The sequence below is a fragment of the Kitasatospora sp. NPDC086791 genome, from assembly GCF_040685975.1.
GTDB lineage: Bacteria > Actinomycetota > Actinomycetes > Streptomycetales > Streptomycetaceae > Kitasatospora.
On record NZ_JBFBOC010000006.1, the window covers coordinates 57926 to 80206 of the forward strand.

The 22281-nt window shown below is 74.0% G+C and carries 16 protein-coding genes, 3 tRNA genes and 1 pseudogene; 12 read left to right on the forward strand and 8 right to left on the reverse strand.

Going from position 1 to position 22281, the window contains the following annotated elements:
* Window positions 1-180 precede the first annotated feature (180 nt).
* Both ppdK and AB0Q99_RS11810 read left to right on the forward strand, forming a co-directional pair.
* Window positions 181-2889, forward strand: coding sequence for a pyruvate, phosphate dikinase (gene ppdK, locus AB0Q99_RS11805; protein ID WP_363570561.1), 2709 nt, complete (start codon window positions 181-183; stop codon window positions 2887-2889).
* A 233-nt stretch (window positions 2890-3122) separates the two neighbouring features.
* A complete protein-coding gene (locus AB0Q99_RS11810) occupies window positions 3123-3650 on the forward strand; it encodes a ribonuclease (RefSeq protein WP_363570563.1) in 528 nt (175 codons plus the stop codon).
* 39 nt (window positions 3651-3689) lie between these two features.
* Here AB0Q99_RS11810 and AB0Q99_RS11815 read toward each other — a convergent pair whose 3' ends face one another.
* Window positions 3690-4679 (reverse strand): hypothetical protein, encoded by a 990-nt coding sequence (locus AB0Q99_RS11815; protein WP_363570565.1) that lies wholly within the window; start codon window positions 4677-4679, stop codon window positions 3690-3692.
* Window positions 4680-4788: 109 nt separating this feature from the next.
* On the opposite strand from AB0Q99_RS11815, the pseudogene AB0Q99_RS11820 reads away from it, so the two are divergent.
* Both AB0Q99_RS11820 and AB0Q99_RS11825 read left to right on the forward strand, forming a co-directional pair.
* A pseudogene (locus AB0Q99_RS11820) lies at window positions 4789-5645 on the forward strand (ADP-ribosylglycohydrolase family protein); the annotation flags it as partial.
* A 203-nt stretch (window positions 5646-5848) separates the two neighbouring features.
* Window positions 5849-6076 carry a hypothetical protein gene (locus AB0Q99_RS11825; protein WP_363570567.1) on the forward strand — a complete coding sequence of 76 codons (228 nt, stop codon included), beginning with the start codon at window positions 5849-5851 and terminating at the stop codon, window positions 6074-6076.
* Between the two features lie 13 nt (window positions 6077-6089).
* On the opposite strand, the gene AB0Q99_RS11830 is transcribed toward AB0Q99_RS11825, so the two are convergent.
* Window positions 6090-6824 (reverse strand): GNAT family protein, encoded by a 735-nt coding sequence (locus AB0Q99_RS11830; RefSeq protein WP_363570569.1) that lies wholly within the window; start codon window positions 6822-6824, stop codon window positions 6090-6092.
* A gap of 645 nt (window positions 6825-7469) precedes the next feature.
* Between AB0Q99_RS11830 and AB0Q99_RS11835 the strand changes: the two genes are divergently transcribed.
* The 5 genes from AB0Q99_RS11835 (at window position 7470) to AB0Q99_RS11855 (ending at window position 14611) form a co-directional block, all read left to right on the forward strand.
* Entirely contained in the window at window positions 7470-8414 is a 945-nt protein-coding gene (locus AB0Q99_RS11835) for a PAC2 family protein (protein ID WP_363570570.1), read from the forward strand.
* A gap of 204 nt (window positions 8415-8618) precedes the next feature.
* Window positions 8619-9617, forward strand: a complete 999-nt coding sequence (locus tag AB0Q99_RS11840) for an SGNH/GDSL hydrolase family protein (RefSeq protein WP_363570572.1) — start codon at window positions 8619-8621, stop codon at window positions 9615-9617.
* A 240-nt stretch (window positions 9618-9857) separates the two neighbouring features.
* Complete coding sequence (locus AB0Q99_RS11845; RefSeq protein ID WP_363570574.1) at window positions 9858-11165, forward strand: deoxyguanosinetriphosphate triphosphohydrolase; 1308 nt, start codon at window positions 9858-9860, stop codon at window positions 11163-11165.
* 109 nt (window positions 11166-11274) lie between these two features.
* Window positions 11275-13179, forward strand: coding sequence for a DNA primase (gene dnaG, locus AB0Q99_RS11850; RefSeq protein WP_363570576.1), 1905 nt, complete (start codon window positions 11275-11277; stop codon window positions 13177-13179).
* Between the two features lie 157 nt (window positions 13180-13336).
* On the forward strand, window positions 13337-14611 hold the full coding sequence (locus AB0Q99_RS11855) for an RNA polymerase sigma factor (RefSeq protein WP_363570578.1): 1275 nt from the start codon (window positions 13337-13339) through the stop codon (window positions 14609-14611).
* Here AB0Q99_RS11855 and AB0Q99_RS11860 read toward each other — a convergent pair.
* The 4 genes from AB0Q99_RS11860 to AB0Q99_RS11875 form a co-directional block, all read right to left on the reverse strand.
* The gene (locus AB0Q99_RS11860; protein ID WP_363570580.1) at window positions 14608-15801 is read right to left on the reverse strand and encodes a DUF2690 domain-containing protein; all 1194 of its coding nucleotides are present in this window, start codon (window positions 15799-15801) and stop codon (window positions 14608-14610) included. The two genes, AB0Q99_RS11855 and AB0Q99_RS11860, sit on opposite strands and share 4 nt — an antisense overlap.
* A gap of 413 nt (window positions 15802-16214) precedes the next feature.
* Complete coding sequence (locus AB0Q99_RS11865) at window positions 16215-17618, reverse strand: glutamate decarboxylase (RefSeq protein WP_363570582.1); 1404 nt, start codon at window positions 17616-17618, stop codon at window positions 16215-16217.
* Window positions 17619-17735: 117 nt separating this feature from the next.
* Window positions 17736-19166 carry an FGGY family carbohydrate kinase gene (locus tag AB0Q99_RS11870; RefSeq protein WP_363570583.1) on the reverse strand — a complete coding sequence of 477 codons (1431 nt, stop codon included), beginning with the start codon at window positions 19164-19166 and terminating at the stop codon, window positions 17736-17738.
* Window positions 19167-19404: 238 nt separating this feature from the next.
* Window positions 19405-19698 carry a hypothetical protein gene (locus AB0Q99_RS11875; RefSeq protein ID WP_363570869.1) on the reverse strand — a complete coding sequence of 98 codons (294 nt, stop codon included), beginning with the start codon at window positions 19696-19698 and terminating at the stop codon, window positions 19405-19407.
* 243 nt (window positions 19699-19941) lie between these two features.
* Between AB0Q99_RS11875 and AB0Q99_RS11880 the strand changes: the two genes are divergently transcribed.
* Together AB0Q99_RS11880 and AB0Q99_RS11885 are read left to right on the forward strand one after the other, a co-directional pair.
* Window positions 19942-20014, forward strand: a tRNA-Asn gene (locus AB0Q99_RS11880).
* Window positions 20015-20076: 62 nt separating this feature from the next.
* A tRNA-Asn gene (locus tag AB0Q99_RS11885) sits at window positions 20077-20149 on the forward strand.
* A 133-nt stretch (window positions 20150-20282) separates the two neighbouring features.
* Here the strand turns inward: AB0Q99_RS11885 and AB0Q99_RS11890 are convergent.
* A complete protein-coding gene (locus AB0Q99_RS11890; RefSeq protein WP_363570585.1) occupies window positions 20283-21029 on the reverse strand; it encodes a trypsin-like peptidase domain-containing protein in 747 nt (248 codons plus the stop codon).
* 118 nt (window positions 21030-21147) lie between these two features.
* A complete protein-coding gene (locus AB0Q99_RS11895; protein ID WP_363570587.1) occupies window positions 21148-21999 on the reverse strand; it encodes a hypothetical protein in 852 nt (283 codons plus the stop codon).
* A 191-nt stretch (window positions 22000-22190) separates the two neighbouring features.
* Between AB0Q99_RS11895 and AB0Q99_RS11900 the strand changes: the two genes are divergently transcribed.
* Window positions 22191-22264: transfer RNA gene (locus tag AB0Q99_RS11900), tRNA-Ile, on the forward strand.
* Window positions 22265-22281 lie beyond the last annotated feature (17 nt).

A 22281-nucleotide genomic window follows, 5' to 3' on the forward strand; every position in this document is an offset into this window, starting at 1 on the left:
GAAGGCTGGCTAGCGTCAGGCGGACGATTTCACCAACAGAGGTGAACGCCTTTATGTGCATTCGATCTAGCGGGTTACCCCTCGGTACCGGCCTCGGGTGGCCTATTCAGGGCAGAGAAGTGCCTTCGAAATGGGTATGTTCTCCGGCGTCAGGGCAACCGCGTACGAGGAGACCGACCCGTGCCGTCCCAGCAGAAGTTTGTTTACTCCTTCACCGAAGGAAACAAGGACCTCAAGGATCTTCTTGGCGGCAAGGGCGCGAACCTGGCCGAGATGACCAACCTGGGCCTCCCCGTCCCTCCGGGTTTCACCATCACCACCGAGGCCTGCAAGGTCTTCCTGGAGACGGGCAGCGAGCCCACCTCCCTCCACGAGGAGATCAGCGCCCACCTGGACGCCCTCGAACTGGAGATGGGCAAGAAGCTCGGCCAGGCCGACAACCCCCTCCTGGTCTCGGTGCGCTCCGGCGCGAAGTTCTCCATGCCCGGCATGATGGACACCGTCCTGAACATCGGCCTCTCCGACGCCTCGGTGGTCGGCCTCGCCGCCCAGTCCGGCAACGAGCGCTTCGCCTGGGACTCCTACCGCCGCCTGGTCCAGATGTTCGGCAAGACCGTGCTGGGCGTCGACGGCGAGCTGTTCGAGGAGGCCCTGGACGAGGCCAAGCACGCCAAGGGCACCGTCAACGACCTGGACCTGGACGCCGCCGACCTCCGGGGCCTGGTCGAGGTGTTCAAGGGCATCGTCGCCCGGGAGACCGGCCGGGACTTCCCGCAGGACCCGCGCGAGCAGATGGACCTCGCCGTCCACGCGGTCTTCCACTCCTGGAACGGCGACCGCGCCCGGCTGTACCGCCGCCAGGAGCGCATCCCGAACGACCTCGGCACCGCGGTCAACGTCTGCACCATGGTCTTCGGCAACCTCGGCGAGGACTCCGGCACCGGCGTCGCCTTCACCCGCGACCCCTCCACCGGCGCCCAGGGCGTCTACGGCGACTACCTGTCCAACGCCCAGGGCGAGGACGTCGTCGCCGGCATCCGCAACACGCTGCAGCTGTCCGAGCTGGAGAAGCTCGACAAGAAGTCGTACGACGAGCTGATGGCGATCATGCAGAAGCTGGAGAACCACTACCGCGACCTCTGCGACATCGAGTTCACCATCGAGCGCGGCAAGCTCTGGATGCTGCAGACCCGCGTCGGCAAGCGCACCGCCGCGGCCGCCTTCCGGATCGCCGTCCAGCTGGTCGACCAGGGCCTGATCGACCTGGACGAGGCCCTGATGCGGGTCACCGGCGGCCAGCTGGCCCAGCTGATGTTCCCGCGCTTCGCCCCGACCGCCGAGTCCAAGCAGATCGCCTGGGGCCTCGCCGCCTCGCCGGGCGCCGCGATCGGCAAGGTCGTCTTCGACTCGTACACCGCCGTCAAGTGGTCCCGCTCCGGCGAGAAGGTCATCCTGGTCCGCCGCGAGACCAACCCGGACGACCTGGACGGCATGATCGCCGCCGAGGGCATCCTCACCTCGCGCGGCGGCAAGACCTCGCACGCCGCCGTCGTCGCCCGCGGCATGGGCAAGACCTGTGTCTGCGGCGCCGAGGAGCTGGAGGTCGACACCAAGGGCCGCAAGTTCACCACCGCCGACGGCCAGGTGCTCCACGAGGGCGACGTCGTCTCCATCGACGGCGCCACCGGCAAGGTCTACCTCGGCGAGGTACCCGTGCTGCCGTCCCCCGTGGTCGAGTACTTCGAGGGCACCCTGCACGCCGGCGCCGACGTCCAGGGCGGGCTGGTCCAGGCCGTCCACCGGCTGATGTCGCACGCCGACGGCCGCCGCCGGCTGGCCGTGCGGGCCAACGCGGACAACGCCGAGGACGGCTCGCGCGCCCGCCGCTACGGCGCCCAGGGCATCGGCCTGTGCCGCACCGAGCACATGTTCCTCGGTGAGGAGCGCCGCAAGGAGGTCGAGCACCTGATCCTCGCGGACAACGACAAGGACCGCGAGCTCGCCCTGTCCACCCTGCTGCCGCTGCAGAAGGGCGACTTCCTGGAGCTCTTCCAGGCGATGGACGGGCTGCCGGTCACCGTCCGCCTGCTCGACCCGCCGCTGCACGAGTTCCTGCCGGACATCACCGAGCTCTCGGTGCGCGTCGCCCTCGCCGAGGCCCGCAAGGACCCGAACGAGAACGACCTGCGCCTGCTCCAGGCGGTGCACAAGCTGCACGAGCAGAACCCGATGCTGGGCCTGCGCGGCGTCCGCCTCGGCCTGGTCATCCCCGGCCTGTTCGGCATGCAGGTCCGCGCCATCGCCGAGGCCGCCGCCGAGCGCAAGCTGGCCGGCGGGGACCCGCGCCCCGAGGTGATGATCCCGCTGGTCGGCACCGTCCAGGAGCTGGAGCTGGTCCGCGACGAGTGCGAGCGCGTGCTCGCCGAGGTCGCCCAGTCCACCGGCGTCCAGCTGGACATCAAGCTCGGCACCATGATCGAGCTGCCGCGCGCCGCGGTGACCGCCGGGCAGATCGCCGAGGCCGCCGAGTTCTTCTCCTTCGGCACCAACGACCTGACCCAGACGGTCTGGGGCTTCTCCCGGGACGACGTGGAGGCCTCGTTCTTCACCGCCTACCTGGAGAAGGGCATCTTCGGGGTCTCCCCGTTCGAGACCATCGACCGCGACGGCGTCGGCTCGCTGGTCAAGCACGCCGTCGAGGCCGGCCGGGCGACCCGCCCCGACCTCAAGCTCGGCGTCTGCGGCGAGCACGGCGGCGACCCGGAGTCGGTCCACTTCTTCCACGAGGTGGGGCTGGACTACGTCTCCTGCTCCCCCTTCCGGATCCCGGTGGCGCGCCTGGAGGCAGGCCGCGCCGCCATCGAGTCGGCGGGCAGCGACTCGCGCTGAGGGAGGGAAGGCATCCCCTCCTCACGCGCGGGCTCGACTGACCGCTCCCCCTCCCACCGGGAGGGCGTACACCGGAGCTCGGCGCAGGAGAACCGGCGTACGTGAAACGGCCGGGCGGGAACGGACAACGGCGTCCGTTCCCGCCCGGCCGTACGTCTGCGCACGGGCGGGTGTGGCGGTGGCCACGTGCGCTGCTCGCCGGGCGGGGCCGGGCCGCCTGCCAAGCTGAGCGCATGACCAGTCGCAGAAACCCGCTCGTCGTCGTGGCCGTGCTGATCCTGGCGCTCCTGGCCGGGGTCGGGTACCTCCTCGCGGACAAGGGGAGCAGCCACCCCAAGGCCGCCGCGAGCCCCTCGGCCGCCGGCGCGGGTTCGTCGGCCCCCAAGCCCTCGGCCCCCAAGCCCTCGGCCCCCAAGCCGTCCCCGCCGGGCGGCGGCGCCCCCGCGGCGGCCGGCACCTGGGTCCCCGCCGACCCCGCCCTGGCCGACGTCTGCCGTACCAAGCTCCCCAGCCAGGCCCAGGACACCCTCGGCCTGATCGCCAAGGGCGGGCCCTACCCCTACAACCGCGACGGCATCGTCTTCGAGAACCGCGAGAGCCGCCTCCCGAAGAAGGCCGACGGCTACTACCACGAGTTCACCGTGCTCACCCCGGGCTCCAACGACCGCGGCACCCGCCGCGTGGTCACCGGCACCGCCGGCGAGCAGTACTGGTCCCCGGACCACTACGCGACCTTCCAGGAGATCGACCCCCGCTGCTGAGCCCCGCACCGCCGTCGGTGCGGGGGACCGGCCGCGGGGTCACCTCGCCCGGCGCCAGGTGACCCTGGCGTGCGGCCCGTGCGGGCCGGTGGTGACCAGGGCGGTCAGTTCGTGGAGCACCGGGGCCGGGTCGCGGCGGAGTCGGACCGGGGTGGTGCGGACCACCGGGAGGCCGGCGGCGGTGAGCCGGTTGGCGCGGGCCAGGGTGCGTTCGTGGTCGGCCGGGCGCAGGTGCCAGGCGCGGGAGTCGATCTCCAGGGCCACGCAGGCGTGCGGCCAGTAGGCGTCGGGCACGGCGAGGAAACGGCCGTCCAGGAAGAGCACCGGGTTCCACAGCGGTTCGGGCAGGCCCGCGTGCGCCAGCAGTTCGCGGGCCTCGCCCACCGAGCGCACCCCGGCGGTCAGGTCCTCCACCACCCGGGCCACCTGCGGCAGCCCGAGCGCGCCCGGCCGGGCCAGCAACTGGTCCAGCAGCTCGCCGAGTTCGCAGTGCCGCCGCTGGACGGCCTCCGCGCACAGCGCCCGGAACCGGCGCTGCCCGGTCTCCTTCGGCGCGAGGTCCGCCAGCGCCCGCGCGACCGTGGTGCTCCACAGTCCGTCGTCCCGTTCGAAGCCGCCCGGCATCGCCCCGCCGGCCCGGAAGATCCGGACGAACTCGCTGTCACAGACCCGCCGTTGGCGGGGGATCAGGACGTCGACCGAGCCGAGGTCGGCCGGGTGCCCGGCGCTCGGCAGCCCGGCGTCGGCCAGCACCGCGAAGCCGGTCAGCAGCACCTCCCCGGCCCGCGGCTCGTTCCCCTTGGGTGTCGCGTAGGCCAGGGCGGCCCGCAGCCGCTGATGGTTCGTCAATCGTCCGTTCTGCAGGCAGATCACCCGGGGCAGCACCTGCTGCCAGGGCCCGCCCGGCCGCAGCCGGTGGGCGATGGTGCCGGAGGGCACCCCGAGCCGGCGCAGCTGCGCCCGGGTGGCGATGTGCTGCTGGTCGGCGCCGAGCAGGGCGACCGGGTCGAGCGGGTTCGCGCGGGTCATGCCCGGGTGTTGCCCACCCGGATCGGAGGTATGCGAAACATCCCCCGTCGGTGGGGTCCCGGCAAACGTGTTGACGACCGGGCGGTCGAGCGGCTGAGCTGGTGCCCATATGACGACTCCACCCACCGGCCCGGCGCTCGACGCGCTCGACGGCCTCTCCGTCGGTGACGCCCTCGGCGCCCAGTTCTTCGTCCCCGGGACCGCCCGGACCCACCTCGCCGACCGCACCGACCCGCCCGGCCCCTGGCCGTGGACCGACGACACCGAGATGGCCTGCTCGGTGTACGCCGCCCACACCGAACGCGGCGCGATCGACACCTTCGACCTCACCCACCCTTCGCCCGCCGCCACGACTTCGACCGCGGCTACGGCCCGGCCGCCAACCGGATGCTGCGGTTGGTCCGCGAGGGCGGCGACGCCGCGCGGCTGGCCGCCGAACTCTTCGACGGCCAGGGCTCGTACGGCAACGGCGCCGCGATGCGGGTCGCCCCGCTGGGCGCCGCGTACGCCGATGACCCGTCCGCCGCGGTCCGCCCCGCCGCCGACACCGCGCTGATCACCCACACCCATCCGCAGGCGGTCGACGGCGCGATCGCGGTCGCGGTGGCGGCCGCGTACGCCGTGCGGGCCCGGACCGCGGCCATGACGCCGCACACCTTCCTGTCGGCGGTGGCCGCGCTCACCCCGCGCGGGGCGGTCCGCGACGGCCTGACCGAGGCGATCGGGCTGCTGGCCGAACCGGATCCGCTGGTCGCCGCCCGGGTGCTCGGCAACGGCAGCCGGACGTCCGCCGTCGACACCGTCCCGTACGCCCTGTGGTGCGCGGCCCGCCGGCTGTCCGACTACCGCTCCGCGGTCCTGGCGGCGATCGCGGCCGGCGGCGACATGGACACCGTGGCGGCGATCACCGGGGGAGTGGTCGCCGCCCACACCGGGAGCGGGGGCATCCCGGCCGCCTGGCTGGCCGCCCGGGACCGCTGCCCGACTGGCTGCCCCGGGCGCCGGGGCAGGTCCGGCCCGCCCCGCAGGAGCGGCAGGTCCGGCCCGCCCCGCAGGAGCGGCAGGGCTACCTGCGGCCCATGCTGCTGCCCCGCCCCTGCCCGGTGCCGGACGTGGTCTGGACGGAGGAGCAGTGGCGGCGCGCCCGGGCCGGGCTGTGCTCCGCGGTGATGGAGCACAGGTGGGAGTCCTACACCGCCGAGGGCGTGCTGCACCTGCACCGCAGCCGGACCGGCTTCGAGATCTGGAGCGTCCGGGTCGCCCCGGTCCGGGGCGGCGGCTGGCGGCCGGTGTCCGCGCTGGCCGAGGTGCATCCCGACCGGTACGAGGGAGCCCCCGACCCGGAGCGGCTCGCGGCCGTCCTCGACCTGGCCGTGCGGGGCTACGGCCGGCCGTAGCCCCCGGCGCCGCTCACGCCGTGATCATCAGCTGCCCGGCGCCGCCACCGCCCGGTCTAAGGCACTCCTGGTTGATCGCCGGATCCGGGGCGCTCGGCGAGGTGGCGGCGGCGATCCGCAGCTCGATGATGTCCCGGACGGCCGGCCACTCGTCGTCGAGGATCGAGTAGAACGCGGTCGACCGCACCACCCCGTCCAGCCCGCGCGAGTGGGCCCGGCGCACGCCCTCGCCCGTCGCGCCGAGCCGCTCGATCGCGGCCCGCGAGCGCAGGTTGCGGGCGTCCGCGCGCAGCGAGATCCGCTGCACGCCCCAGGTCTCGAAGGCGTGGCGCAGCATCAGCAGCTTGGCCTCGGTGTTGATGCCGGTGCCCTGGGCGCGCGGCGAGAGCCAGGTGTTGCCGATCTCGGCGGCGTCCGGGACGGCCGTGGCCGGATCGCCGAACGGCACGCCGGGCACCGGCGGCCACACCATCGGGCCCTGCCAGTAGTCCAGTTCCAGGAACCGGGTGGAGCCCACCACCCGGCCGTCGGCGACGTTCACCGTCGCGAACGGCAGCGACCGTCCTGCGGCCTGGTCGGCGAGGGCACGCGCGATGTAGTCGCGGGCCGCTTCCAGGCCGTGCGGGACGGGGGTGAAGGCGTAAGTCGTACGGTCCTCGGCGCCGGCCTCGGCGATGGCCTCGGCGTGGTGCGCGGCGAGTGGCTCCAGCCGCACGGTGCGGCCGGTGAGGATGACAGGTACGGGCACGGAACCTTCGGTCCTTCATCGGTCGGAGGGTGCCTCCCTCGCCGGGGTGCGGCTCGGGGTGCGCTGACTGGTTTCGCCCCGGCCCGTGACCATCCGCCGGGTAGCCGTGCGCGCCGGAGGATCCGGTCGGGCGGGGCGGGGGCGGCGGCCCGGAACGGGCGGCGCGGTGCCGGAACGGACACGGGTCCGCGGACCGGTCCGGCGGGAAGAGCGAGGGGACAGTGTGCGTCCGCGAAATGGCCGAAGAGGGAACGAGAGCGCGAAGGGAAGCAGGCGGCCAGGTGAAGGCAAGATGCGTCGTGGGTGGCTGGCCGAGCACCGGACCGGGACGTGGACGACGGCGTTACGGGACGACGTGACGACGACGCGACGATGCGAGGCAGCGAGAGGACGATACCCGCCAGAAGGCGGTGCGTCACTTCGCGGCGCGCGAATGGTCGCGCGGGCCGCTGCGGCGCCCTCCGGAACGGGCCTCCGCACGCCCGTGACCAGGCACTCTTCGGTCGGGTGCGATCATGGTCCGGAGCGGTCGGCCGCGGCCCCGGAGGAGTCGTCCGGCGTGGCGGGAATTCCGGCGGCGCCCGGCACGCTGGAGAGGACGAGAAGCCGGTCGGACGACGAGCAGAGAACGGGGTTGGGTGCGCGGTGCGTGACTTCCAGGCGCTGTACGAGCTGGATCAGCAGGGCGTGGCCGCGGTGGCCGACGCCGCGGCGCAGTTGCGCGACACCGGCGCCGGTCTGGTGCTGCTCCAGCACTTCGAGGGCTTCATGGACGCCGGCGAGGCCGGCGGCCAGGTGGTGGCCCACCTGCTGGAGACGGGATCGCCGCAGGTGGTGGCCCGTTTCGACCACGACCGGCTGGTCGACTACCGGGCCCGCCGCCCGGCGATGGTGTTCGACCACGACCACTGGACGTCCTACGACCCGCCGGAGATCCTGCTCCAGCTCGTCCGCGACGCCGCCGGCGCGCCGTTCCTGCTGCTCAGCGGGCCCGAGCCGGACGTCGAGTGGGAGCGCTTCGCGCGGGCCGTCCGCGCGCTGGTGGAGCGCTTCGAGGTCCGCCTCTCGATCGACTTCCACGGCATCCCGATGGGCGTGCCGCACACCCGCCCGGTCGGTCTGACGCCGCACGGCAACCGGCTCGACCTCGCGCCCGGGTACCCGCAGTGGTTCGAGCAGGCCCAGGTCCCGGGCAGCGCTCAGGCCCTGCTGGAGTACCGCTTGGCCGAGGCCGGGCACGACGTCCTGGGCTTCGCCGTGCACGTCCCGCACTACGTGGCCCGCTCGACCTACCCGGCCGCGGCCGTGCTGATCCTGGAGGCGGTGCAGTCCGCCACCGGCCTGGTGCTGCCCGGCACCCGGCTGCGCGAGCGGGTCGGCGAGGTCTACGCCGACATCGAGGAGCAGCTGACGCAGGGGGACGGCGAGTTGCGCTCGGCGATCCGCGGCATGGAGGGCCAGTACGACGCGGTTGCGGGCTCCGAGGAGCGCGAGAGCCTGCTGGCCGAGCCGGTGGACCTGCCGTCGGCCGACGAACTGGGCCGGCGCTTCGAGCAGTTCCTGGCCGAGCACGAGCGCGGCGCGGAGTAGCACGGCGGCAGCGGCGGCAGTACCGGACGGACCCGCCGGCGACCCGCCGACGGGTCCGTCCGGCGGGCGGCCGGATTCCGCCCGGGAGGATTTCGCCGAACCGGGAGTCATCGGCTCCGGTCGGTCGTTGGACTCGGCGGTGCCCGGGGGACGGGTTGCCGCAAGGAGCCGACCGTCGACTCTTCGCACCCCCGGGGGGATGCCATGCCGAGAACCGCACGCCCGACCGTCGCCCTGACGGCCGGGCTGGCCGCGCTGCTGTTGTCCGGATGCACCGGCGGAGGCGGCTCGGACGGCCAGGGGAAGGACTTCGCGGGCGCGGTGCCCGGCCGGGCGAAGGCCGGCGCGACCCCGTCGCCGACACCCACACCACCACCCACCGGCCCGTACGTCGCGCTCGGCGACTCGTACACCGCCGGCATCCAGCTCCCCCCGCAGACCGGCGAGCCGCGCGGCTGCTCCCGCTCGGGGGCCAACTACCCGTCCCTGGTGGCGAAGGGCCTCGGGGTGGCCTCCGGGCAGTTCCGTGACGTCAGCTGCAGCGGCGCCACCACCGGGGACCTCACCGGCGCGCAGAACACCGGCAACGGCAGCAACCCGGCCCAGCTGGACGCGCTGAGCGCGGACACCCGGCTGGTCACCCTCGGGATCGGCGGCAACGACGCCGGTTTCATGGAGGTCGTGATCGAGTGCGCCAAGGACAATCTGATGGACGCGGTGAAGGGCGCGATCAAGCAGACCCGCGCCGCCTCGCCCTGCCGTGACCACTACTCCACCGGCGACGGCACCGACGGGGTCCAGCACAAGGTGGACGCGGCGGGCGACCGGCTCGGCCGGGTCCTCCAGGACATCAAGCGGCGCTCCCCGCAGGCCCGGGTGTACGTGATCGGGTACCCGACGCTGTTCCCGGCCGATCCGTCGAGCTGCCTGCCGGTGCTCGGCACCACCGTGGCCGCCCCCGACCTGGGCTTCCTCGCGGAGAAGGAGAAACAGCTCAACGCGATGCTCAGGACGCACGCGGAGGCCGCCGGCGCGGTGTTCGTGGACACGGCCGGGCCCTCGGCCGGGCACGACATGTGCGCGGGGGAGGACCAGCGCTGGGTCGAGCCGCCGGTCCCGGCGCGCGGTCTGGCACCGATCCACCCCAACGCCAAGGGGCAGGAAGCGGTGTCCGGAGTCGTCCTCAAGGCGCTCCGGGGCTGACCCGTACGTCCGCCGGCCGGCCCGCGCGCCGGTCGGCCCGTACACCCGCCGGCCGGCCCGCACGCCCGGCAGCGGCCCCGCGCGGCCCGGGGCGGGGGCGCGCGGAGCCGTGCCGTTCGGGTGAGGAGGGATCGCCGGGGGCGGGCACCCGCACGCCGCGCACCGTTCACGCCCCGGCCCGCGCCCCTTCGCGCGCGGCACACCCCGGGTGTCGGGGGCGCGGCGTACGGTGAGTGGCATATGGATGACACCGCGCACCGCCTCGCCGCCCCGATCCCGTACGACCACACCGCCGAGGCCCGCTGGGTCCCCGAGCCCGACAAACGCCCGGGCCGTACGGCGTTCCAGCGCGACCGGGCCCGGGTGCTGCACTCGGCGGCGCTGCGCCGACTGGCCGGCACCACCCAGGTGGTCGCCCCGATGCGCAGCGACTTCCCGCGCACCCGGCTCACCCACTCCCTCGAATGCGCCCAGGTCGGGCGGGAGTTGGGCGCGGCCCTGGGCTGCGACCCGGATCTGGTGGAGACCGCCTGCCTGGCCCACGACATCGGCCACCCGCCCTTCGGGCACACCGGCGAGGAGGCCCTCGACCAGGCCGCCGAGGAGTGCGGCGGCTTCGAGGGCAACGCCCAGTCCCTGCGCATCCTGACCAGGCTCGAACCCAAGCGCTTCGCCCCCGAGGAGGAGCCGTCGACCCGGCTCGCCCCCTGGCCCGGCCGCAGCGTCGGCCTCAACCTGACCCGCGCCGCGCTCGACGCCGCCACCAAGTACCCGTGGACCAGGGGCGCCCACCCCACCGACCCGGCCTCGACCAAGTACGGCGTCTACGCCGACGACCTGCCGGTCTTCCGCTGGCTGCGGGCCGGCTCCCCGGCCGGGCGCAAGTGCTTCGAGGCCACCGTGATGGACTGGTCCGACGACGTGGCGTACTCCACCCACGACGTCGAGGACGGTCTGCAGGCCGGCCACATCGACCCGGCCGCGCTGCGCGCCCCGAGCGAGCGCGCCGAGCTCTTCAAGGTCGCCGAGCGCTACGCCCCCGACGCCGAACCGGAGGAACTGGCCGCCGCCCTGGACCGGCTGCTCGCCCAGGAGTGGTGGCCCCGCTCGTACGACGGCACCGCGCGCGACCGGGCCGGGCTCAAGGACCTCACCAGCCAGTTGATCGGCCGCTTCTGCCTGGCCGCCGAGCAGGCCACCCGCGCCCGCTACGGCCCCGGCCGGCTCACCCGCCACGGCGCCGACCTGGTGGTGCCGCGGGACGTCCGGCTGGAGTGCGCGGTGCTCAAGGCGGTCGCCGTCCGCTTCGTCATGCAGCGGGACGAGCAGGCCCAGCTGCGGGCCCGCCAGCGGATCGTGATCGCCGAGCTGGCGGACGTGCTCACCCGGCGCGCCCCGGAGGGCCTGGACCCGGTGTTCGCCGCCATGTACCGCGAAGCGGAGGACGATCGCGCCGCCCTGCGCACGGTGATCGACCAGATCGCCACCCTGACCGACGCCTCGGCGCTGGCCCTGCACGCCAAGCTGGTCGGCGCCGCCGGGGCGTGAGGGCAGCGAGGGCGGGGAGGGCGGCGTTGCCGAGCGGCGCCCGGAGGCGGCGGTCCCGTCTCCCTCCGGGCGGAGCCGGAAAGCCGGGCCGCCCCAGTAGACTTCCGGGGTGGCCGGGCGGATCAGGGACGAAGACGTACAGGCGGTGCGCAGCGCACTGCCGATCGACGCGGTGGTCGGCGACTACGTACAGCTGACCAACGGTGGCGGCGGCGAGTACAAGGGCGTCTGCCCCTTCCACGACGAGAAGTCCGCCTCGTTCTACGTGAACCCCGCCAAGGGCGTCTTCCACTGCTTCGGCTGCCAGGAGAACGGCGACACCATCGCCTTCCTGATGAAGATCGAGCACTTCACCTTCGCCGAGGCCGTCGAGCGGATGGCCGCCCAGGCCGGCATCACCCTGCGCTACGAGGAGGGCGGCTACAGCCCCCGCCACCAGCAGGGCGAGCGCACCCGGCTGGTCGAGGCGCACAAGGTGGCCGCCGGCTACTACCAGGAGCAGCTGGCCTCGGCGGAGGCGGAGATCGGCCGCCGCTTCCTGGCCGAGCGCGGCTTCGACGAGGAGGCGGCCAAGGTCTTCGGCGTCGGCTACGCGCCGGCCGGCTGGGAGCACCTGGTCCGCTACCTGCGCGGCAAGGGCTTCACCGACAAGGAGATCCTGCTCGGCGGCCTGGCCTCGCAGGGCCAGCGCGGCGGCCTGATCGACCGCTTCCGGGGCCGGCTGGTCTGGCCGATCCGGGACATCGCCGGCGAGGTGGTCGGCTTCGGCGCCCGCCGCCTGCGCGAGGACGACAACGGCCCCAAGTACCTCAACACCCCCGAGACGCCGATCTACAAGAAGTCCCACGTGCTGTACGGCATCGACCTGGCGAAGAAGGAGATCGCCAAGTCGGGCCGCGCGGTGGTGGTCGAGGGCTACACCGACGTGATGGCCTGCCACCTGGCCGGGGTCACCTCGGCGGTGGCCACCTGCGGCACCGCCTTCGCCGAGGACCACATCAAGATCATCCGCCGGCTGCTCATGGACACCTCGCAGTACCGGGGCGAGACGGTCTTCACCTTCGACGGCGACGCGGCCGGCCAGAAGGCCGCGCTGCGCGCCTTCGAGGACGACCAGAAGTTCGCCGCCAAGACCTCCATCGCGGTCAGCCCGGGCGGCATGGACCCGTGCGATCTGCGCCTGGCCCAGGGCGACGAGGCCGTCAAGCAGCTGATCGACAACCCGGTCCCGCTGTTCGAGTTCGCGCTGACCTCGGTGGTGGCCCGGCACCGGGTGGACACCCCGGAGGGGCGCTCGGCGGCGCTGGAGGAGGCGGCCCCGATCGTCGCCAAGATCAAGGACCGCTCGATCCAGCACGAGTACGCCGTCCGGCTGGCCGGCATGCTCGGCATCCTGGACGAGCCCTTCGTCGTCCGCCGGGTCTCCCAGCTGGCCCGCTGGGACCGCGAGCGCCAGCAGAACCCGCGCGGCGCGGCGCAGCGCCGCCCCGAGCCGCCGCAGCCGGCGCGCCCCGCGCAGCCCGCCTTCCGGCTCAACCCGCGCGACCCGGCCCAGTTCGTCGAGCGCGAGCTGCTCAAGCTGGCGCTGCAGCACCCCGACCTGGTCAGCCCGGCCTTCGACCACTACGGCGAGGACGAGTTCCCGACCCCGCCGTACACCGCCGTCCGGCAGGCCATCGCCAAGGCCGGCGGCGCCGCGTACGGGGCGACCCTGCCGGACTTCACCAGCGCGGTGCGCGAGGCCTCCCCGGACGACCGGGTGCGCTCGCTGGTCACCGAGCTGACCGTCGAGCCGGTGCGCTCGCGCCGCAAGGTGGACGCGATCTACGCGGGGGAGTTCCTGGTCAAGCTGCGCCTGCTGGCCGTCGACCGCCGGATCACCGAGGTCCGCGGCTACCTGCAGCGGCTCGGCCACCGGGCCGACGCCGAGCAGCTGCACGCGGTGCAGACCGAGCTGTGGCAGCTCCAGCAGTACGGCGACCAGCTGAAGAGCCGGGGCGCGGCGGCCCTCTGACGTCCGTCGGCGATCTCCGGCGGACTCCGGCGTCCGCTGCGCAGAAAGTCGGCGCACGAGTCTCGGCCACGGAGCGTGGCGTACCGCACACTGGAGGGCGTCCCACCTCCGAACAGCGCGGGTCCGCCAGAGTCGCGCCCGCCCCGAGGGGATGCCCGTGGAGCAAGGCCTCGTCGCAGCGACCACCACCAGTACGAGAGCGAACCCCGCCGGTCCGGCGGGGGAACAGGAGACGGACCACGGCCGGGCCGGGGCGCCGCCCCCGGGCGGAGCGCGGGTCCCCGCCCAGGGCCGGCCGGAGGGCCATCCGGACGGCCCGGACGGCCCGGACGGCCCGGACGAACCGGACAGCCTGGACGACCGGGACGACCCGTCGGGCCCGTGCCCCGGACCGGACGCGGATGCCGGGGGCGGTACGGGTTCCGGGAGCGATCCCGACGCCGACACCGACGCCGACGACACAGGCACCGACACCCACTTCGACCCGGCGGACGAGCGTCGCGCGCCGGCCGAGATCGGCGGACCGGCCGCCGACCTGCTGCGCCAGTACCTGCGCGAGATCGGCCGGATCCGCCTGCTCACCGCCGCCGAGGAGGTCGAGCTGGCCCGCCGCGTCGAGGCCGGCCTGTTCGCCGAGGAGCGGCTGAACGGCCACCCGCCGCCGCCCGACCCGCTGGCCGGCGAGCTGCACACCCTGGTGGTGCGGGGCCGGATCGCCAAACGCCGGCTGATCGAGGCCAACCTGCGCCTCGTGGTCTCCGTCGCCAAGCGCTACGTCGGCCGCGGACTGACCCTGCTGGACCTGGTCCAGGAGGGCAACCTGGGCCTGATCCGGGCGGTGGAGAAGTTCGACTACGCCCGCGGCTACAAGTTCTCCACCTACGCGACCTGGTGGATCCGCCAGTCGATGAGCCGGGCGCTGGCCGACCAGGCCCGGACGATCCGGGTGCCGGTCCACGTGGTCGAGCTGATCAACCGGGTGGTCCGGGTCCAGCGCGGGCTGCTGCAGGAGCGCGGGCTGGAACCGACCGCGGCCGAGATCGCCGCCGTCCTGGAACTGACCGGGGAACGCGTGCGGGAGCTGCTCCGGCTGGCCCAGGAGCCGATCTCGCTGCACACCCCGATCGGCGGGGAGGACGACGTCGCGCTCGGCGACCTGATCGAGGACGCCGACGCCGCCTCGCCCGCCGAGTCCGCGACCTTCCTGCTGCTGCGCCGGCACCTCGACGCGGTGCTGGCCACCCTGGGCGAGCGGGAGCGCCAGGTCGTCCAGCTCCGCTACGGGCTGGACGACGGACGCCCGCGCACGCTGGAGGAGATCGGCGCGGTGTTCGGCGTGACGCGGGAGCGGATCCGACAGATCGAGTCGAAGACGCTGGTCAAGCTCCGCGACCACGCCTTCTCCGAGCAGCTGCGCGGCTACCTCGACTAGGACGGCGTCGGCGCCTCGGCCCCGGGTGCGGACGCAGCCGCCGGAGTCGCGGTCGTCGCAGCCGTCGGGGTCGCGGTCGCCGGTCCGGTGTCGGTCGGCTCCGGTGTCGCCGGGGCCGTCGCCGCACCCGCGCCGGTGCCCGGCGGCGGCGAGGCGGGGCCGATCGGGATCGGGGTCGAGTCCACCACGGCGGCCAGGTCGAAGACCTCGGCGGTGCAGAGGTCCCCGGCCGGCTGGTGACCGCAGAGGTGGAAGCCGATCGTCGGGTCCGCCGCGTTGAGCATGTTCGAGTAGTTGTCGTAGCCGTAGTGGATGAGGCCCTGCTCGCTGTCGCCGGTGCTGTCGATGATCGTCGCGAAGTCGCCCGGCTCGCCCTCGGTGATCGCCGCCCAGGCGGCCTGGCACTTCTGGCTGTACCGGAGGTAGATGACCACCTTGCCGATGACGTCGGTGTGCAGGGTCCGCGCGTCCCGGCCGCAGCCGGTGCTCTTGGGGTCCTTGTGGTCGCAGCCGATGGCCTGGCAGGTCGGGGTGGCGGGGACGGGCTTGGCGGTGGTGCCGGTGGCAGCCGGGGAGGCCGTCGGGGAGGTGGTCGGAACCGGCTCGGCGACCGCCGCCGGCCGGCCGTCGTGCCGGGCGGCGCGCAGACCGACCAGCACCAGCAGGGCCGCCAGCAGCGTGGCGCCGGAGACCAGCGCCGCCGGCCGCCGCCACCAGGGGACGGGCGCGGGCTCCGGCGTCCGGCCGGTCACCAGTGCCGCCTCCGGGTCCGCGTCGGACGGCTGGTCCGGGGAGCCCCCGTCGCCGGTCGGTCCCCCGGCCGAGGAAGCGTCGGCCGAGGAAGCGTCGGGGGCCGCGGGCGACGGCTCCGTGGACGACGGCTCCGCCGCCGGGGACTCCCGCACCGACGACCCGGTCGGTTCCCCCGGTGCCGCCAGTGCCCGCTCCCACAGCGCCCGCAGCGCGGCCCCGTCGCAGTCCACCGCCCGGATCAGCGCCTCCAGCGCCTGTTCGGTGACGATCCGTTTGCCGTTCAGCCAGCGCTCCCAGGAGGCCCGGCTGTAGTGCGTGCGCGCGGCCAGCTCGGACAGCGAGAGCCCGGCGGCGTCCTTGATGGCCCGGAGCTCCTCGGCCAGGTGTCTGGCGGGCTCGGGCAGCTCCTCGGGCAGGTTCTTCCAGGCGGAACCCATGCGGCCTTCCAAAGGTCGGGGCGGAGCGGGGACGGGGACGGCGGAACGGGCTCCGGCCCGGCCGTTCGGATGTCTCCGCGTCTCCAACCTCATCGGCCTGGCGTCTCAAACCCCAGGTCATGGCGCTGAGACGGACGGAAGTGTCTCACAAGCCCGGGTGACGCTCGAACAAACACCGGGACGTCGGGCAGAGTTCTCTGGTCGGCGCGGTCAGCCGGCCGACGGTTTCGTTCGGACACCGGACGGCCATGTGCCGTTCGTCCGAAAGTCGTCCCGGCTCCCCCACGGAACCGGGGCAGCCTCGCGGGGGGAGGCTGCCCCGGTTCGTCCGGGACATCCGGCGGGAGGGCGCTTCGTTGCGCCCTCCCGCCGTGACGTCTTTCCGCTGTGACGTCCTTCCGCCGTGACGTCCGTCAGTGGTGGAAGCCCGACCGGACCGGGACCCCCAACTCCTTGAGCGGGACGGGCTGGCGCCGCAGCTCCGGCAGCAGCCGGCTGAGGTCCGTCAGCAGCAGGTCGGCGAGGTCCCGGGAGAAGCCGTTGCGGCAGACCACCCGGAGCACCGCCAGGTCCTCCAGGTTCGCCGGGAAGCTGTACGCGGGCACCTGCCAGCCGCGCTCGCGCAGCCGCCGGGAGACGTCGAACACGTCGAACGGCACGTCGCCGTCGGTGGTGAAGGCGAAGACGGGCAGCTCGTCGCCGCGGGTCAGCAGCCGGAAGCCGTCCAGCTTCTCGATCTCCGCCGACAGGTAGGTGGCGACCTCGCGGCAGGCGCCCTGGACGGCCCGGAAGCCGTTCTGGCCGAGCCGGAGGAAGACGTAGTACTGCGCGATCACCTCGGCGCCGGGCCGGGAGAAGTTGAGCGCGAAGGTCGGCATCTCGCCGCCCAGGTAGTTGACCCGGAAGACCAGTTCCTCCGGCAGGGCCTCCTTGTCGCGCCAGAGCGCCCAGCCGACGCCCGGGTAGACCAGGCCGAACTTGTGCCCGGAGGTGTTGATCGAGGCGACCCTGGGCAGTCGGAAGTCCCACACCAGGTCCGGGTCCAGGAAGGGCGCCACCATGCCGCCGGAGGCGCCGTCCACGTGCACCGGGACGTCGATCCCGGTGCGCTGCTGGAACGCGTCCAGGGCCGCGCAGATCTCCGCGACGGGCTCGTACGAGCCGTCGAAGGTGGAACCGAGGATGCCGACCACGCCGATGGTGTCCTCGTCGCACAGCGCGACCGCCTGCTCGGCGTCGAGGTGGTAGCGCTCGCCGTCCATCGGCGCGGTACGTGCCTCGACCTCCCAGAAGGTGCAGAACTTCTCCCAGCACACCTGCACGTTGACGCCCATCACCAGGTTGGGCCGGGCCCCGGCCGCGTAGCGTTCGGCGTTGCGGCGCATCCAGCGGCGCTTGAGCGCCATGCCGGCCAGCATGCAGGCCTCGCTGGAGCCGGTGGTGGAGCAGCCGACCGCCCCGTCCGGGTCGGGGGCGTGCCAGAGGTCGGCGAGGATCGCCACGCAGCGCCGCTCCAGTTCGGCGGTCTGCGGGTACTCGTCCTTGTCGATCATGTTCTTGTCCAGGCACTCGGTCATCAGCCGGGTGGCCTGCACCTCCATCGAGGTGGTGACGAAGGTTGCCAGGTTGAGCCTGGCGTTGCCGTCCAGCATCAGTTCGTCGTGGATCAGCTGGTAGGCCGATTCGGCCGGGACGGGGCCTTCGGCGAGCCGGTGCAGCGGTGGCGCCAGCTCCATGGCACCCAGCGGGTCCGCGGTACCCACGAACGGATTGATGCTCAGCCGGCGGTCGCCGCCGGCCCCCTTGTGCAGCGCCATGGAACGTCCTTCGCCTCGGTGGCGGTGTCCCGTCCCACGCTGCCACCGGGGGCCGGGTGACGCATCTTCACCGGCCGCCGCCCGAGTGGCCCGGCCCTACCGGGGCGGCCCGGGTGGTCAGGCCGCCTCGGGGTGGATCTGGTCGCGGGCGGCCCGGTACTGCCGGCGCACCGCCGAACCGATCGCCAGGTCCTGCTCCCCGTCGGGCTCGACCGTCTCGGCGTCCGGCAGTTCCCACTCCGGCGGCTCCGGGGTGCCCGCCAGCGCCCAGGCGGCCTGCCGGGCGGCCCCGCGGGCGGCGTGCGCGCCCGGCGGCGGCACCACGACCGGGACGCCGAACAGCATCGGGGCGATGTGCCGGACGGCGGGCAGCCGCCCGGCCGTGCCGAGCAGGAACACCCGGTTCACCCCGACGCCCCGGGCGCGCAGCACGTCCAGCGCGTCCGCGATGTTGCACAGCATGCCCTCGACGGCGGCCCGGGCCAGGTGCTGAGGGGTCATCGCCCCGGCGCGCAGGCCGGTCAGGGTGCCGGCCGCGTGCGGCAGCGCGGGGGTGCGCTCGCCGTCCAGGTACGGCAGCAGCACCAGCCCGTACGCGCCGGGGGAGGAGTGCAGGGCGAGGTCGCTCAGGCCCTCCAGGTCCTGCCCGAGCAGCGCGGCGGTGGAGCGCAGCACCTGGGCGGCGTTGAGGGTGGCGACCATCGGCAGGTGGCGGCCGCTGGCGTCGGCGAAGGAGGAGACCAGGCCGGAGGGGTCGACGACGGCCTCCTCGTGCACGGCGAAGATCGTCCCGGCGCTGCCGAGCGAGACCACCGCGTCGCCCGGGCGCAGGCCCAGGCCCAGCGCGGCGGCCATGTTGTCGCCGGTGCCGGCCGAGATCAGCAGGCCCTCGGGGGTGTGCCCGGCGGGCTCGGCGGGGCCGAGGACGTCCGGCAGCCTGAGCCCGTGGCCGAGCGCCAGCTCGACCAGGTCCTGGCGGTACTCGCCGGTGATCGGCGACCAGTAGCCGGTGCCGGAGGCGTCGCCGCGGTCGGTGGTGCGGCGCTTGGGGTGGCCGAGCAGCTGCCAGACCAGCCAGTCGTGCGGCAGTAGCACCTCGGCGACCCGGCGGGCGTTGGCGGGCTCGAACTCGGCCAGCCAGCGCAGCTTGGCGATGGTGTACGTCGGGGCGGGCACGGCGCCGATCGCGGCGGTCCAGCCGGCCGGGCCGCCGAGGGCGTCCAGCAGTTTGGCGGCGGCGCCACTGGAGCGCGGGTCGTTCCACAGGATCGCCGGGCGGACCTGCACCCCGCCCGCGTCCAGGCCGATCATGCCGTGCTGCTGCGCGCTGACGCCGATCGCCCGGACGCTCTCCAGCAGGCCACCGGCCGCGGCGTCGCCGAGCGAGTGCAGCCAGACCTGCGGGTCGGCCTCGCCGGGGCGCAGGTCCTGGTCCTCGGGGACGGGGTGCGGAGCCTTGCCGGAGCGCAGGACGGCCCCGGTCTCCGAGTCGCACGCGACGATCCGGGTGCGGCTGGTCGAGCTTTCTATCCCCGCGACGATGGCCATGTCGAGATCATGCCTCAGCGCGGCCCGGGACGCGTCCGGGCCGGGGGAGCCGTTGCCGCTTCGCGACCCCGGGTTGGCGTGCCCTTTGCCCTCTGCCCGGGCGTCCGCTGCCCGGCCGCTCGCTGCTCGGTTGCCCGCTGCCTGGTTGCCCGCTGCTCGGGCGTCCTTACGCCCGGACCCCGCCCGCGGACTCCCCCGAGGGGGAGCCCGCGGGCGGGCCTCGTGCCTCACCGCCCGGTCACGGGCGGAAGGTGCCCCAGCCGTCGTCCTCGGCCCGGGCCCGGTTGAAGTACGGCACCCGGTCGGTGACGGCGGTCGGCAGCCGGTCGCCGACCCGGTCCGCGACCGCGCCCGCGGCCTTCCCGGCCACCGCCCCGGCCTGTTGCCGTGCCCGGTCGGCGGCGCCCTGCACCGTGGGGTTCTGGGCGATCTGCCGGGTGACCTTGGCGATCTGCTCGTAGCGCCGACGCCCGGCCCGCGAGCCCAGCACGTAGCCGGCCGCGAAACCCGCGGCCAACGACAGCTTCCACATGGTCGGATCCACCCTCTCCTGGCGGCCTTCTGCCGCATTGCCCTACCCGTCCGTCGGGACGGCGAACCGTCCGCGCCCCCAGCATCCCCGGGCGCGGCGGCGGGCGCGCGCCGGGCACGCCGGGCGGCAGCCCCGGGGCGACCGGGGAAAGCGATTGGCGGACCACCCCCCCGAGTGCGCTAATGTATGTCCCGCAGCGAGCGCCGCGGAGTCCGGGAAACCGGGGGCCGGGGCGGAAGCCGATCCCCCATAGCTCAATTGGCAGAGCAGCCGACTGTTAATCGGCAGGTTATTGGTTCGAGTCCAATTGGGGGAGCTCGGGACGAGGCCCCTTCCGGGTCACCTTCCCGTCCGTGGTACGGCAGTCGAGTACCGCGATCCCGCATAGCTCAATTGGCAGAGCAGCCGACTGTTAATCGGCAGGTTATTGGTTCGAGTCCAATTGCGGGAGCTGCGCCGGGTCCGCCCGGTGACTGCTCAGAGCGAAGGCCCCTCGGTCGACCGGGGGGCCTTCGTGTTGCCGTCGCACGGTGTCGCGCACGTCACGTCGTGCCGCGGCCCCGCACCGCCCGCACCACCCGGAATCAGGTGGTCGCCTTCCGGTACAGGTCGGTCACCCGCTGGTCGAAGGTGACGCTGTACGAGGTGTCCGGGGTGTCCCCGCCCTCCTGGTAGCCGCCGATCACGCCGACCACGCTGCCCTGGTCGGTGACCCACGGGCTGCCGCTGGTGCCGTCGGTGTAGCCGCCGCAGTCGAAGCGCTCCTGGGTGGCGCTCTGCGAGCGGGTCCGGACCGAGCAGGTGATCGGCTCGTCGCTCACGTTCGGGTAGCCGGTGACCGAGACCGGCAGCCCGAAGCCCTGCCCGGTGCCGAGCGGGTTCCCGCCGACCGCGTCCTCGATCTGCCGGCCGCCGACCGTGCCCACCGTGACGAACGCCACGTCGTACTCCGGGTCGTCCCCGGCCGCCCAGTGCGGGTCGACGGTGACCGACTGCACCGGCCAAGTCCCGTACGGGGTCGACCCGTTGCGGTAGCCCGGGGTGAACACCAGGCCCTCCAGCAGGCCGGTCCGGCGGCTCTGCACGCAGTGCGCCGCGGTCACCAGCAGGTTGTGCCGGGGGCTCTGCACGACGCTCGCGGTGCAGGCCCGGGGGCCCTGCGCAGTGCGGAGCGAGAGCGTGCCGATCCGGTCCCGGGCGGCGCTCTGCTGGGCGACCTCGGCGGTCGGCGCCCCGTCCTGCCCGCCGCACGCGGTGCCGGCGGTGAGCAGCAGGACGGCCAGCGCGGCCTTGCGGGCCGGGTGCGCGGGCCGTGCCGGGCGGGGGGCCATCGGGCTCCGTCTCGTTCCTCGGGGCGGGCACCGGGGTTGGTGCGTTCCGCCGTTCGTGAGGAAGATCTACCAGGCCGTGCCGGGCGGCGCCACTGCCGGGGGCCGGGCCCGGCCCCGGTCAACCGGTGGCGCGGTCGTACAGCGCCTGCACCCGGTCGCCGAAGTAGCTGCTGTACGAGGTGTCCGGGGTGTCGCCGCCCTCCTGGTAGCCGCCGATCACGCCGACCACGGTGCCGGTCCTGGTGTCCGGGTCGAAGTCGGTGACCCAGGGGCTTCCGCTGGTGCCGCCGGTGTAGTCGGGGCAGTCGATCCGCAGCTGGGTGGGGCTCTGCTCGGAGGTGGTGTTGGAGCAGGTGATCGGGACCTCGCTGGTGCCCGGGTAGCCGGTGACCTTCACCGGGATCCGGTAGCCGAGGTTGACGCCCAGTCGGTTGGCGCCGAGCACCTGCTGGACCTGCTGCCCGTTCTGGGCCTGGACGACCGCGAAGGCGACGTCCATGTCCGGGTCGGCGTGGTCCTTCCAGCCGTCGTCGACGGTGACCGCCAGCAGCGGCCAGACACCGCTGGGGGTGTCGCCGTCCCGGTAGCCGGGGACGAACACCAGGTCGCCGCGCTGGCCCAGCTTCGGGTCCCAGACGCAGTGGGCGGCGGTGACGATCAGGTTGAGCCCCGCGCTGTCGACCACGCTGGCGGTGCAGAAGTGGTCGCCGTCGGCGTTGCGGGTGAACACCGCGCCGACCAGGCCGTTGAGCACGGTGGGCTTGGCGGTGCGGGTGACCCCGGTGTGCCGGCCGACCGCGCCCTTGAACCGCTGCTTGTTCCAGCCGTGACTGCCCGCCGAGGCCGTCGCGGCCGGCGCCGAGGTGACCGTGGGCACGCCCCCGCCGGGCCCCGCCGAGGTCGTGCAGCCGGCCGCGGCCAGCACCGCGGCCAGCACCCCCGCCGCCGTCCCCGCCCTACGTGTCGTCATCCGCCCAGGCTGCCCCGGACGGACGCCGCGCCGCCACCCGGGCTGCGCCGCCCGGAGAGGCGCGCGCCGTCCCGTACCCAGGTGCGCCCCCGGCGCGCACCACGGGTGATCGACCGGCTATGCTGCCCGGGACGGCCTCGCTGGGGCCGTCTGCTGCTGCCGTGGCCGATGACCGGCGCGCGCGGCGAACCGGGGCGGTAGCTCAGCCGGTTAGAGCAGGGGACTCATAATCCCTTGGTCGTGGGTTCGAGTCCCACCCGCCCCACCTTCTCGATGCGTGAC